We start from the raw sequence: 14,124 nt of genomic DNA, 5'->3' as shown, positions 1-14,124 counted from the left end.
ATCCAATTAAAAATAAGATAATTAGTAGTTTTTTTTTCATTATATATAGGGTTTTTAAATTTAAAAAAATGAAATTTTTTTTCAAAGATATACTTTTTTATATTGTTTGCGTTTTGCCTCGATACTTAATGTTGCATGCGGCACTAATTTTAAACGTTCTTTTTGTATTAATTTACCAGTAACTCTACAAACTCCATAGGTTTTATTTTCTATACGCATTAGCGCATTTTTAAGATCTCTAATAAATTTTTCTTGCCGTATGGCTAGTTGTACATTTGCTCTTTTTAACCTTTCTGTTATTGGCTTATGTATTTCTATTTCTTTTTTTAAGAATTGTGCTATTTTAAATGAAATTTTGGCGCTACTTTTTGTTTCGTTAAAAACAATGTGCTGAACATTTAAATTTTCTGCATATAAATAAATCTCTATAAATTCTGACTCGGAATTTTCTAGTACAAAATCATCCAATCCAACCGTAGAAATTTCTATTTCTTCTAATTGGGTTTCAAATTTTTGAATCACTTTTTTCTGTGAAAAACTGACCATAGAAAAAAGTAAAAACGATATTAAAACTATTTTTTTCATAAAAAAAGCTTCTTTAAAAGAAGCTTTATATATTTTGTGTTTATAAATTACTGCTTCCTCTTTGCTTCGATACTTAACGTTGCATGCGGCACTAATTTTAAACGTTCTTTTTGTATTAATTTACCAGTAACTCTACAAACTCCATAGGTTTTATTTTCTATACGCATTAGCGCATTTCTTAAATCTCTAATAAATTTTTCTTGCCGTATGGCTAGTTGTACATTTGCTTCTTTGTTCATTACTTCAGAGCCTTCATCAAAAGATTTAAAAGAGGGCGATGTATCATTTGTGCCATTATCTGCATCGTTTTTATACGCAGCTTGCAACAAGACTAAATCTTCTCCTGCCCTTGTTATTTTTTTAGTAATAATTTCTTTAAATTCTTGTAAATCTTCTTCCGAATATTTTACTTTTACTTCTTTCATAGTTTCACATTTTTTTTAATAATAATCTACTTTTTATCGAGTCAAACTCAAAGTATATTCCTTTTTCTAAAATATCTACAAAAAATAATTCTTCAGTTAATGTTTCTGTCATAATATATTCTTTATTCTCAATAATTGATTTTTGAAGGTTTTCAAAATTTAAAACTGTTAATTTTATTTTATCTGTTACTTCTAAACCGCTGTCTTTACGTGCATTCTGAATTCTATTTACCAATTCTCTGGCAACGCCTTCTTTGCGTAAATCTTCGGTTATGCTAACATCTAAAGCAACTGTTAAACCTGCTTCATTTGCAACCAACCAACCTTCTATATCTTTAGATGATATTGCTACATCTTCAAGTTCTAAAGTAATATTTTTTCCGTTAACTTCTATAAAAATGTTTTTATCTTTTTCAATTTTGTTAATATCTTCTTGTGTAAATTTTTGTACCTCATTGGCAATCAATCGCATCTCTTTTCCAAATTTTGGCCCTAATACTTTAAAATTAGGCTTAATTTGTTTGATTAAAATATCTGATGCATCCTCTAAAATCTGAACTTCTTTAATATTTACTTCGTGTTTTATTAAATCTGCAACTGCTAAAATTTCTTCTTTTTGTTGTTGATTATCAACAGGAATCATAATTTTTTGCAACGGCTGACGTACTTTTATTTTTTCTTTAGCTCTTAAAGACAATACTAACGAAGAGATTGTTTGTGCGTTTTCCATTTTGCGCTCTAAAGATTTGTCTAAAAAGCGTTCATCAAAAACAGGAAAATCTGCTAAATGAATACTTTCAAAATGCTCTTTTTTAGTAACTGCATTTAGGTCTAAATACAATTTATCCATAAAAAATGGCGCAATAGGCGCGCCTAATTTTGCAATAGTAACCATACAGGTATACAATGTTTGGTAGGCAGAAATTTTATCTGTTTGATAGTCTCCTTTCCAAAAACGTCTTCTACTTAAACGCACATACCAGTTACTTACATAATCTTGCGTAAAATCGGAGATTGCTCTTTCAGCTCTTGTGGGTTCATATTCTGAATAGAAATTATCAACTTTTTGAATTAGCGTATGTAATTCTGATAAAATCCATCGGTCTATTTCTGGTCTGTTTTCTAGCGCAATATCTTTTTCGCTATACGAAAAACCATCAATATTTGTATATAGAGTGAAAAATGAATAGGTGTTGTACAGTGTGCCAAAAAACTTGCGTTTTACCTCTTCTATTCCTTCTAAATTAAATTTTAAATTGTCCCAAGGATTGGCATTTGCAATCATGTACCAACGTGTTGCATCTGCACCATAGGTTGCTAAAGTTGTAAACGGATCTGTGGCATTGCCTAGACGTTTAGACATTTTTTGTCCGTTTTTATCTAGCACCAATCCGTTAGAAACTACGTTTTTATAGGCAACATCATCAAAAATAATAGTGGCAATGGCATGTAAGGTATAAAACCAACCACGTGTTTGGTCTACACCTTCGGCTATAAAATCTGCCTTTCTCCAGGTAGTATCTACTAATTCCTTATTTTGAAAAGGATAATGCCACTGTGCATACGGCATCGCACCAGAATCGAACCAAACATCTATTAAATCGCTTTCGCGAAACATTTTTTGTCCTGTTGATGAAACTAACACAATTTCATCTACAATATTTTTATGTAAATCTATTTTTTCGTAATTCTCGTCAGACATATTTCCAACTTCAAAATCTTCAAAAATGTCCAATGGGATGAATCCCATAGCTACTGATTTTTGCATTTCTGCTTTTAATTCTTCAACAGAACCAATCCAGATTTCTTCTTTACCATCTTCTGTTCTCCAGATTGGTAACGGAATTCCCCAATAACGAGAACGAGATAAATTCCAATCGTTTGCATTTGCCAACCAGTTTCCAAAACGACCAGTTCCTGTAGATGCTGGTTTCCAGTTAATGGTTTTGTTTAACTGGTGCATTCTGTCTTTAACATCGGTTACTTTTATAAACCAAGAATCTAACGGGTAGTATAAAATGGGCTTGTCTGTTCGCCAACAATTTGGGTAACTGTGCTTGTATTTTTCTACTTTAAACGCCTTATTTTCTGTTTATTTTCAAACGGATAATGCCATTGCGCATATGGCATAGAACCAGAATCGAACCAAACATCAATTAAATCGCTTTCACGTTGCATTGGTAAACCAGATGGAGAAACCAAAACAATTTCATCCACAATATTTTTATGTAAATCAACCAAATCATAATTTGATTCACTCATGTTTCCAATTTCAAATCCTTTAAACGGATTTTCTTTTTGTATACCAGCAGCAACTGATTTTTCAATTTCATTATATAATTCTTCTACAGAACCTATAAACGTTTCTTCAGTTCCGTCTTCTGTTCTCCAAATTGGCAATGGAATTCCCCAATAACGAGAACGAGATAAATTCCAGTCGTTAGCATTCTTTAACCAATTTCCAAAACGTCCTTCACCAGTAGATTTTGGCTTCCAGTTAATGGTTTCGTTTAAGTCGAACATACGATCTTTAACCTCGGTAACTTTAACAAACCAAGAATCTAATGGGTAATATAAAATAGGTTTATCGGTTCTCCAACAATGTGGATAACTGTGCACGTATTTCTCCACCTTAAAGGCCTTATTCTCTTCTTTTAATTGAATAGCTATTTCTACATCGGCAGAACGTTCTGGAGCTTCACCGTCGTTGTAATATTCGTTTTTAACGTATTTACCTGAATAATCCCCCAAGCCTTGAATGAACCTTCCTTGTAAATCAACTAAAGGCACTAAATTATCATTAGCATCTTTAACTAACATTGGCGGAACTTCTGGCGTAGCTTCTTTAGCCACTTTAGCATCATCTGCTCCAAAAGTTGGTGCTGTATGAACTATTCCTGTTCCGTCTTCAGTTGTAACGAAATCTCCTGAAATTATTCTGAAAGCATTTTCCGGATTATCATTTGGCAAAGCTAAAGGCATTAATTGCTCGTAACGAACTCCTACTAAATCAGCTCCTTTTCCTTCGGCTACAATTTGGTATGGAATTTTTTTATCTCCTGCTTTATAATTTGCGAAATCCACAATTTCTTCAATTGCGAAAAATCCTTTTCCAAATTGTTTTCCAACTAAATTCTTAGCTAAAACAACATTGATAGGTTCAAAAGTATATTGATTGAATGTTTTTACTAAAACATAATCGATTTTTGGCCCAACAGTTAATGCTGTATTTGATGGCAACGTCCAAGGCGTAGTTGTCCAAGCCATGAAATGTACTGTTCCAAAACCTTGAAAAAAGCTCGGCAATGTTCTTTCGATAGCTTTAAATTGTGCTACAATAGTTGTATCGGTAACATCTCTATAAGAACCAGGTTGGTTTACTTCATGCGAAGACAAACCTGTTCCTGCTTTTGGAGAATAGGGTTGGATTGTATATCCTTTGTAAATTAAATCTTTTTTATAGATTTCTTTTAACAACCACCAAACTGTTTCCATGTATTTGGATTTATACGTAACATATGGATCTTCCATATCTACCCAATAACCCATTTTTTCAGTTAGATCGTTCCAAACATCAGTATAACGCATTACGGTTTTCTTACACGCTTCGTTATACTCTGCAACAGATATTTTTGTACCAATATCTTCTTTAGTAATACCTAATTCTTTTTCGGTACCTAATTCAACAGGCAAGCCATGAGTATCCCAACCCGCTTTTCTTTTAACTTGAAAACCTTTTTGAGTTTTATAACGACAAAAAATATCTTTAATAGCGCGCGCCATTACGTGGTGAATTCCAGGCAATCCGTTTGCAGAAGGTGGACCTTCAAAAAACACAAAAGGTGCTGCCCCTTCACGAGAAGTTACACTTTGTTCAAATATGTTTTGTTTTTTCCAAAAATCAAGTACTTCAGATGCCACAGTTGGCAAATTAAGTCCTTTGTATTCAGTGAATTTCGTACTCATTTTATCCTAATCTAAATTGAATTTGCGAAAGTAAGGAATTTTGAATAAAAGAGAGAAAAGTTAACTTAAAAAAGAACTGACAAACAAGACTTTTAGTCAATTATGAATTGTGAAGTTGTTTTTTTTACGGTTTTATGAAAAAACTTCTTTAAAAACTTCTACTGATTTTGGTGTTTTAAATCCCTCAACATTTAAGGTGAAATAGTTGATTATGATTTTTAAAAGAATTTGTCTTTGATTGGCTGAAAAAGAATTTTCAATATTATCTAATTTTAGCACCAAAAGTTTTTTTAGCAAATTTGTTTCATCAACTGACAAACTACTTGACGAAGGTGCGTTATTAAAAACACCCTCTAACTGATCAAAATAATCAATACTTTCTGAAGGGTTTTCGGGGTAAAAACCTAAGTATTTAGTAATTTGAATTAAAACAATTAAATGAAAGTTTGAAATTTCATTATGATTGTCTAACCATAACAAAGCGGCTTCTAAATATTCGAAAAGAGCCTCATTAGCTTCTTCTTCTTTTATGGCGTGGTTTAAAAATTCTGATAAAAATAAAACAATTGTGGTTTTGTAAATATCGTAACTTATAGTTTGATAAGGAATTGCTATTTTAATGTCTTTAAAGCGTTCTAAAGTTCCTTTATTTTTATTTGTAGCTTCAATTTCGAGCTGCATTAAAGGCTGGAAAAATGCTATTTTTTGTTTGTTGTTTTTTCCTGTAAAAGCATTGTTTACGAAATAACTTTTTATCCCATTACTTTGTGTGAAGCACTTAACAATAAGACTTTTCTCTTGAAATTTTACCGTGGAGATTACAATGGCTTTAGTTTTAATTTGCATTATCGAATCACCATCACTTTTTTAACCGTTGTATCTAATCCGTCTTGAGAAGCTATAAAAATCATATAAACTCCAGAAGCAACTCTATGACTGCCAAAAGCCGTTTGATCCCATTCTATTGTTCCGCCTGAAGAAGTAGTTTCATGAACTAGATTTCCTTCAATATCGGTAATTTTTATATTTGCTTTATCGGTAAGGCCTGCTATTTTAATTGTACCTGTGTAATTAGGCCGCACTGGATTTGGATAGACGAAAACATTTGCTAAGTTATCACTCGGTTTTGTTGAAGTTCCTAAAAAGGAAACCATTCCCATATCTGTAGCAAAATAAACTTCACCTGATACTCCATCAATTTCTATGTCATTGACATTGTTACTTGGTAAAGGAGAATTTGATTTTGTAAATTGATATAAAGTTTCTTGCCCGTTTGAAGAAACTAAGAAAACGCCTCCATCTGCAATTGAAACCCATTTATTATTAGCTCCGTCTACAGCTATGTCTAGAATAGTTTGCTGATAAAACAATTCTTGCGCCAAATCCCCTTCTTGAATTATAATTGGAGTTGTGGTAAACTCGGTATCAGAAACAAATCTATCTACACTAGACAATATTCTAAGTCCTTTAAAAGTTCCAATCCACAATTGATTTCTATTATCAATAGCAACACACCTAACATCATTGTCTGGCAAATTTCCATTTTCAACATTAATAGCTGCAATTTTATTACTAAAAGTATCATTGAAAACCAGTAGTCCATCATTAATAGTTGGAACCCATTTTGTTCTATTTTTATCAATTGCCATTGGGGCATACCTTCCTATATTTACAGTTGGTAAAACAGAACTCATGTCATATGACTGCCATTGCCCATTTGTTCTTAACACCTTTAATGACTTCGCTACAAATGCATTTGTTACCCATAGATTCCCATCTTTATCAAAAGCGGGACTATTTATACGAATATCAACATAACTTGGATTTGGAGGCGACAAAAGTAATGATTCGAGCCCGTTTGGGCCCGTATTTGTATTATTGTATAAATTTATACCGTCGTCGTTTATTTTTAACAACCCTGAAAAATACGAACTTGCATAAACTTCATTATTGTTGTTAGGATTTACAACTAAATCAGAAATGGATTTAGCCTGAAACAAATCATCATAAGGAATTAGTTCCCAGCCAGAATCGTCTGAATACTTACTTATTCCAAAACTATCTAATGGATATGGATTATAAAGTCTTGTGTAATCTCCGTAAACTGCCCAAAGATAATTTTGTGCTTTCTTTACTCTGAAAATGTAATTACGAACAGGTCCGTTTGGACTCATGTTTTCAAAAACCGAAGGATTAGATAGGGATGTCGAAAACAGCCCCTTACTTTCGGTTCCAATAAAAATTTGATCTCCTACAACAGTTGCTGCAGTAAAGTTAACTGTGTAAGAAGGAATATTAGTTATATGTGCTGCTAATGAATAAATATTGTCAACAACATATATATTATTTCTAGTTGTTACGATTATTTCACTTGAATTTGTTTTAAGTTTTAAACCATTCTGAGCTTGATTTAAAATTTCTATAAATGATCCTCCAGAATATCTGTATGTCCTAGAATTTGTATTCATTGCAACTATTTCATCGTTGAATGTAATTATACCAGCCCAAAAACCAGCATCAAAAGATTGCCATTGGGAAAAATCATATATAAAAGGATTGTTTAAGTTTGCTTTTCTAATTCCATTAAACCTTGTAACCGCATAAATTTCATTATTTAAAACAGTAGTTTGAAGCACTTGGACTTCTTCTCCTGCTGGGCCTATAAAATAAGTTGACTCAAATTCTAAGTTTGAAAGGTTCAACACAGAAACTCCGTAATCAGATGAAATATACAGTTTTCCGTTATACTCGTATAAGTCATTAATTTTCTTAATGTTTGGAGCGACTGGAACTTCCTCGATAATATCGACTTTAGTAGTAACGCTTCCGTCTCCATTAACAATCAACAATAATCCATTACTGCTTCCTGCTATTGTTTTATTAAATGCATCAGAATGATGTATTGCTGTTACAGACTCTGGTTTAAATCCATTAATAGAGTTGTAAATGTTTAAATCATTTAAACTTAATTCCTTATAAAATATACTATTAGTTGTCGCAGCAAAAACAGTGTTCAAACCTGCTTCTACATCAACTATTTCATTATATGAATAATAGCTCTTCCACAACTGATTTTGTTGCGAAAAAACGATTTGATTATATATAATTAAAAAAAGTAATATTTTGAGTTTCATATTCTTCAACTTTATACAAATATACTATAAACGTATAAATATGAATTTGGTATATGAAAAAATAAAAAAGGCTTTCGAATAACGAAAGCCTTTTTAAGTAATTTATATATAAACTAAACTACACCTTGTCCAAGCATAGCATCAGCAACTTTTACAAATCCTGCAATATTAGCGCCTTTTACATAGTCAATATAACCAGTAGAATCTTTACCATATTTCACACAAGCTTCATGAATATCAGACATAATAGCTTTTAATTTTTGATCAACCTCTTCACTAGTCCAACTTAAACGCAATGAATTTTGAGACATTTCTAAACCTGAAGTTGCAACTCCACCTGCATTAGATGCTTTTCCTGGAGCGAATAATATTTTTGCATGTTGGAAAACCTCAACAGCTTCTGGAGTTGAAGGCATATTTGCTCCTTCAGCTACACAAATACATCCGTTAGCAACTAACATCTTAGCCTCATCTTCGTTTAACTCATTTTGAGTAGCACAAGGTAAAGCAATATCGCATTTAACTTCCCAAGGACGTTTTCCTGCAACATATTTAGCATTTGGATACTTAGTAATATAATCACTTATTCTTCCATAGTTTACGTTTTTAATTTCCATTACGTAAGCTAATTTTTCAGCATCAATACCTGCTTCATCATAAATATAACCTGCAGAATCTGAGAAAGTAACAACTTTACCTCCTAGTTCAATTGCTTTTTCAGCAGCATATTGAGCAACATTTCCAGAACCAGAAACGACTACAGTTTTTCCAGAAAAACTTTGTCCTTTAGTTGCCAACATACTTTGTGCAAAATAAACATCTCCGTATCCAGTTGCTTCAGGACGAATTAATGATCCTCCAAAAGAAATTCCTTTACCAGTTAAAACACCTGTAAATTCGTTTCTTAATCTTTTATATTGACCAAACATAAAGCCTACTTCTCTACCACCTACACCAATATCTCCTGCAGGAACATCAGTATTTGCACCAATATGCTTAGATAATTCTGTCATGAATGCTTGACAAAAACGCATTATTTCGTTTTCAGACTTCCCTTTTGGATCAAAATCAGCTCCACCTTTTCCACCACCCATTGGTAATGTAGTTAAACTGTTTTTAAAAGTTTGCTCAAATGCTAAAAACTTCAAAATACTTAAATTTACTGAAGGATGGAAACGTATTCCTCCTTTATATGGTCCAATAGCAGAGTTCATTTGAATACGGTAACCTCTGTTTACTTGAGTGTTCCCAGCATCATCTTGCCAAACTACTCTAAACATAATTATACGCTCAGACTCAACCATTCTTTCCAAAAGCATTTTGTTTTGGTATTTTTTATTTTCTTCAATAAAAGGAATAACTGTTTCAGCTACTTCTTTAACTGCCTGCATAAATTCAGGCTCGTTAGGGTTTCTTTTAGCTACTGCTTCAATAAAAGATGATACACTTTCTTTCATGATATTGTTGTTTTTATTTACTATTAAGTTTAGACTTAATTTTCAAGGAACAAATATACATTTTTATAAAATACTCGTAAACATTTTATAAAAAAAAGAGTGAAAAAGCAAAAATTAAGAAATTTTAAACAAGAATTTTAATATTTTTTTTTTATGTGAACTTAGTTTTTATATATTTGTCCGACAATCGAAAACTTTTAGTAATGACTAAAAAAATTAAACACTTCGTTTTTTTACTATTATTGACACCATTATTTTCGAATGCTCAATTTGGTTTTTCACACGAAATAGGTGCATTTGCAGGTGGTGTTGCGTTTCAATCTGACTTTGGAGTACGTCATGATTTTGGAACAAATGCTGGAAATACAGGTTATGGAATTGGATTAGTCCATTACATGAATTTTGCATATAGAGCAGAGTGTAACTGTTATACACCCGAAACATATTTCAATGACCACTTTAAATTGCGTTCTGAATTATCGTATAACAGCACAAAATTAGAGCATTTTGGTAAATGGGCAGAAAAAGACACTCCTGAAGGTTATAAATTAGCTGCTATGAAAGGTGAGGCTAAAGTTACTGACATAGGTATGCAATTGGAGTATTTCCCATTGAGTATTAGAGAGTTTACAGCTACAGATGGTGCATTTGCTCCTTTTATTGCTTTAGGCGCTCACTACAACTTTTTTCAAAATAATACTTATTCTGAGTTAGGACCATTAGGAATTCCATCTACAACATATCCAAGATATTTACCAGATGGCTTTTCATCAGAAGGAGGTACCACTTGGTCAGTAGTTTCAAGTATTGGTACTCGTTACAAATTAACTGAATTATCTGACTTATTTGTAGAACTAAGATGGCAATATTATTTTTCTGACTGGGTTGATGGATTAAAAAAAGATCCGGAGTTGTATGTTGAAAATAAAGCTAATGATTGGAACTTATGGTTTCATTTCGGATATATTTATTACTTAGATTAAGAAATAAAATATTTTACATAAAAAAAGCCTTGAATATTCAAGGCTTTTTTTATGGGGTATTCATAAATCAATTACTTTTCTAAAGCTTGTTGTAAATCTTGTAATAAATCGTCGATATCCTCTATACCAACGCTTAAACGAACTAAATCGTCTGTAATGCCTATTTCAGCTCTTTTTTCAGCTGGAACCGAAGCGTGCGTCATTGTTGCCGGATGATTTGCTAATGACTCAACTCCGCCTAAAGATTCAGCTAAAGTAAAAATTTTAACTTTTTCTAAAAACTTAACAGCATCTTCCATTTTGCCAGAGTTAAAAGTAAATGTTACCATTCCACCATAACCGCCATGCATTTGCTTGTTTGCTATTTCATAATGTGGGTGACTTTCTAAACCTGGATAATATACTCTTTTTACCAAAGGATGCTTATCTAAAAAGTTAGCAACTGTTGCTCCGTTTTCAGAATGACGTTGTACACGTAAATGCAATGTTTTAATTCCTCTTAAAATCAAATAACTATCCATGGGCCCTAAAGTTCCACCAGTTGCAAATTGAGCAAAATGTAATTTTTCCCCTAATTCTTTATCTTTCACAATTAAAGCGCCTGCGATAACATCTGAATGCCCTCCTAAATATTTAGTAGCAGAATGCATTACAATATCTGCCCCTAAATCTAAAGGTTTTTGTAGATAAGGTGTTGCAAATGTGTTATCTACTGCAAAAAGCAGCTTGTATTTTTTAGTTATTTTAGCAACTTCAGCAATATCTGCTATTTTCATTAATGGATTTGTTGGTGTTTCTACCCAAACTAATTTTGTGTTTTTGTTGATTAATGATTCTAATTTTACCAAATCAGTCATGTCTACAAAATGAAATTTAATTCCAAAATTTTGATAAACTTCAGTAAACATTCTATAAATCCCACCGTATAAATCGTCCATAGCAATAACCTCATCGCCTGATTTTAATATCTTCATCACTGAATCTGTAGCTGCCAAACCAGAAGAAAAAGCCAATGCACGTGTGCCGTTTTCTATACTCGCTAAAGCTTCTTCTAAAGTAGCTCTTGTTGGGTTTCCCACTCTACTGTATTTATAGTCGCCTATAGGCTTCCCTGGGCTAGTCTGTGCGAAAGTTGAAGTTTGGAAAATAGGTGGCATTACTGAACCTGTTACTTTTTCATGATGTTGACCACCATGTATCGTTTTAGTATTGAATTTCATAATTTATTATTTTATGTGAATTTTTATTTATGCTCCTAAAAAAAATAGCTTTTATTTATTCTAAAAATAGTTTTCATATTCATTTATTTTCTAACGAAGATAAGAAAAAGCAATATTCGTTTCAAATTATTACTTTTGTAAAAAAAAGAATGGACACTATATATTATTTACCTTCTTGTGATACTTGCCGAAAAATAATTAAAACGTTACCCAAAGGCATTGAATTAGATTTTCAAGATATAAGAGAAAATCCAATTAATGAAGATTCACTTGCAAAAATGTACGCTCTTTCTGGAAGTTATGAAGCTTTGTTTAGCAAGAAAGCACAACTATACAAATCACTTGGCCTTAAAGATAAAAACCTAACCGAAGCCGATTTTAAAAAATACATTTTAGAACATTATACCTTTTTAAGTCGACCAGTTTTCATAATTAAAAATGAAATATTTATTGGAAATTCACAACCCAATATTTTAAAACTAATGAAGACTTTAGGAAATGTCTAAAAGAACATTAGCCATTATAGGAGCAACATTTGTTGCAATGATTTACGGATCTACTTTTACTGTAGCTAAAGATGTAATGCCAACTCATGTTCAACCCTACGGATTTATTCTTATTCGAGCTATTGGAGGAACTTTCTTATTTTGGATGCTTACTTTTTTTGGACCTAAAGAAAAAATAGAAAAGAAAGATTTTCCACGAATAATGGCTGCTGCTTTTTTTGGTGTTGCGTTAAACCAACTTACTTTTTTTAAAGGTTTAAGCTATACTTCTCCTATTAGTGCTTCAGTAATAATGGTTACAGCGCCAATTATTGTTTTAATACTTTCGGCCATCATCATTAAGGAAAGAATTGAGGTTAAAAAAGTAATAGGAATAATTATTGGACTAACTGGAACTGCTATTTTAATTCTATACGGAAAATCTATTGGCGACAGCACTAATGCAGGATGGGGGAATTTCCTAGTATTTATAAATGCCTTTTCATATGCTATTTATTTAATTCTTATTAAAAAATTAATCACCAAATATCATGCATTTACTTTTATAAAGTGGATTTATACTTTTGGATTACTTTATGTTTTACCTTTTGGTTTTTCTGAATTCTGTAGCATTAATTGGGAAAGCATTCCAACAGATATTTATTATAAAATAGGCTTTGTAGTTTTGTTTACAACCTTTTTAGCTTATTTGATAAACCTAATGGCGATGAAACATCTTAAACCAACAACGTTGTCAGTTTTCATTTACTTACAACCACTTTTTGCAGCAACATTTGCAATTAGTTTAGGCAAGGACGAATTGAATTTAATTAAAATATTCTCGGCTGTTTTAATTTTTACAGGCGTATATTTAGTTACTCATAAATCAAAAAAGATTACTGAGTAGTAAAAACTGAACACTGAACACTTTTTCTTATCTTTGAACTCTATTTTAAGTTAATATATGATACAATCAATGACAGGTTTTGGTAAAGCCTTCTTACAATTACCAAATAAAAAAATTACCGTAGAGCTAAAATCATTAAACAGTAAAGGTTTAGACCTGAATGTAAGAACTCCTTCTATTTATAGAGAAATGGAATTACAAATTCGTAATACTATTGCTCAAAAGCTAGAACGCGGTAAAATTGATTTTTCATTATATATTGAAGTTACTGGCGAAGAAACTTCAGCTAAAATTAATGTACCTATTGTAAAAGGGTATATTAATCAAATGAAAGAAGTTATTCCTAATGCTGATGCAACTGAATTAATGAAAATGGCTGTAAGAATGCCAGATGCATTAAAAACGGAGAGAGAAGAATTAGACAAAGAAGAGTGGAGTCATATTCAAAAAGTTATTAATGAAGCTTTAACCAAAATTGACGATTTTAGAACTGACGAAGGTGCTTCTCTTGAAAAAGAATTTCAATTACGCATTGGAAATATTCGTTCTTACATGGAGCAAGCTTTGGTTTTAGATCCAGAAAGAGTACAAAACATAAAAGACCGTCTTTTTACAGCTATTGAAGAATTGAAAGTTACTGTTGATGAAAATAGATTTGAGCAAGAATTAATTTATTATTTGGAGAAATTAGACATCACTGAAGAAAAAGTGCGTCTTACCAATCATTTAGATTATTTCATAGAAACCATGAATAATGAAGGTGGTTTGGGCAGAAAACTAGGCTTCATTACACAAGAAATGGGTAGAGAAATCAATACGATGGGTTCTAAATCTAATCATGCAGAGATGCAAAAATTAGTGGTGATGATGAAGGACGAATTAGAAAAAATTAAAGAACAAGTTTTAAATGTTTTGTAAAAAACATAGATAAAAAGATTAGGCAACAACACAACTATACTGAA

At 31.8% G+C, this 14,124-nt stretch carries 10 protein-coding genes and 2 pseudogenes; 4 read left to right on the top strand and 8 right to left on the bottom strand.

The window, feature by feature from the left end; genetic code table 11:
* Nucleotides 1-81 precede the first annotated feature (81 nt).
* The 7 genes and pseudogenes from UXY25_RS01935 to gdhA all read right to left on the bottom strand — a co-directional run bounded on the left by UXY25_RS01935 (nucleotide 82) and on the right by gdhA (nucleotide 9,567).
* A complete protein-coding gene (locus UXY25_RS01935; protein WP_320814315.1) occupies nucleotides 82-585 on the bottom strand; it encodes a TraR/DksA family transcriptional regulator in 504 nt (167 codons plus the stop codon).
* 47 nt (nucleotides 586-632) lie between these two features.
* A complete protein-coding gene (locus UXY25_RS01930; RefSeq protein WP_320814314.1) occupies nucleotides 633-1,010 on the bottom strand; it encodes a TraR/DksA family transcriptional regulator in 378 nt (125 codons plus the stop codon).
* A gap of 4 nt (nucleotides 1,011-1,014) precedes the next feature.
* A pseudogene (locus UXY25_RS01925) lies at nucleotides 1,015-3,099 on the bottom strand (class I tRNA ligase family protein); the annotation flags it as partial.
* Nucleotides 3,093-4,976 (bottom strand): annotated as a pseudogene (ileS, locus tag UXY25_RS01920) (isoleucine--tRNA ligase); the annotation flags it as partial. The pseudogenes ileS and UXY25_RS01925, both read right to left, overlap by 7 nt.
* 132 nt (nucleotides 4,977-5,108) lie before the next feature.
* Nucleotides 5,109-5,822 (bottom strand): DNA repair protein RecO, encoded by a 714-nt coding sequence (gene recO, locus UXY25_RS01915; protein ID WP_320814313.1) that lies wholly within the window; start codon nucleotides 5,820-5,822, stop codon nucleotides 5,109-5,111.
* A complete protein-coding gene (locus tag UXY25_RS01910; protein WP_320814312.1) occupies nucleotides 5,822-8,110 on the bottom strand; it encodes a two-component regulator propeller domain-containing protein in 2,289 nt (762 codons plus the stop codon). The genes recO and UXY25_RS01910 overlap by 1 nt, the downstream gene beginning before the upstream one ends.
* Nucleotides 8,111-8,223: 113 nt before the next feature.
* On the bottom strand, nucleotides 8,224-9,567 hold the full coding sequence (gene gdhA / locus UXY25_RS01905) for an NADP-specific glutamate dehydrogenase (protein WP_320814311.1): 1,344 nt from the start codon (nucleotides 9,565-9,567) through the stop codon (nucleotides 8,224-8,226).
* A 203-nt stretch (nucleotides 9,568-9,770) separates the two neighbouring features.
* Here gdhA and UXY25_RS01900 point away from each other — a divergent pair, with 203 nt between their 5' ends.
* The gene (locus tag UXY25_RS01900) at nucleotides 9,771-10,550 is read left to right on the top strand and encodes a THC0290_0291 family protein (protein WP_320814310.1); all 780 of its coding nucleotides are present in this window, start codon (nucleotides 9,771-9,773) and stop codon (nucleotides 10,548-10,550) included.
* 71 nt (nucleotides 10,551-10,621) lie between these two features.
* Here the strand turns inward: UXY25_RS01900 and UXY25_RS01895 are convergent, their stop codons facing one another.
* Complete coding sequence (locus UXY25_RS01895; protein WP_320814309.1) at nucleotides 10,622-11,770, bottom strand: cystathionine gamma-synthase; 1,149 nt, start codon at nucleotides 11,768-11,770, stop codon at nucleotides 10,622-10,624.
* Between the two features lie 149 nt (nucleotides 11,771-11,919).
* On the opposite strand from UXY25_RS01895, the gene UXY25_RS01890 reads away from it, so the two are divergent.
* The 3 genes from UXY25_RS01890 to UXY25_RS01880 are packed head-to-tail and all read left to right on the top strand — an operon-like array spanning nucleotide 11,920 to nucleotide 14,080.
* The gene (locus tag UXY25_RS01890) at nucleotides 11,920-12,276 is read left to right on the top strand and encodes an arsenate reductase family protein (protein ID WP_320814308.1); all 357 of its coding nucleotides are present in this window, start codon (nucleotides 11,920-11,922) and stop codon (nucleotides 12,274-12,276) included.
* Nucleotides 12,269-13,162, top strand: coding sequence for a DMT family transporter (locus UXY25_RS01885; protein ID WP_320814307.1), 894 nt, complete (start codon nucleotides 12,269-12,271; stop codon nucleotides 13,160-13,162). Before UXY25_RS01890 ends, UXY25_RS01885 begins: the two co-directional genes overlap by 8 nt.
* Nucleotides 13,163-13,219: 57 nt before the next feature.
* A complete protein-coding gene (locus UXY25_RS01880; RefSeq protein ID WP_320814306.1) occupies nucleotides 13,220-14,080 on the top strand; it encodes a YicC/YloC family endoribonuclease in 861 nt (286 codons plus the stop codon).
* Nucleotides 14,081-14,124 lie beyond the last annotated feature (44 nt).

Source organism: Flavobacterium sp. (assembly GCF_034111225.1).
Lineage (GTDB): Bacteria > Bacteroidota > Bacteroidia > Flavobacteriales > Flavobacteriaceae > Flavobacterium.
This window is presented reverse-complemented; position numbering and strand designations above follow the sequence as displayed.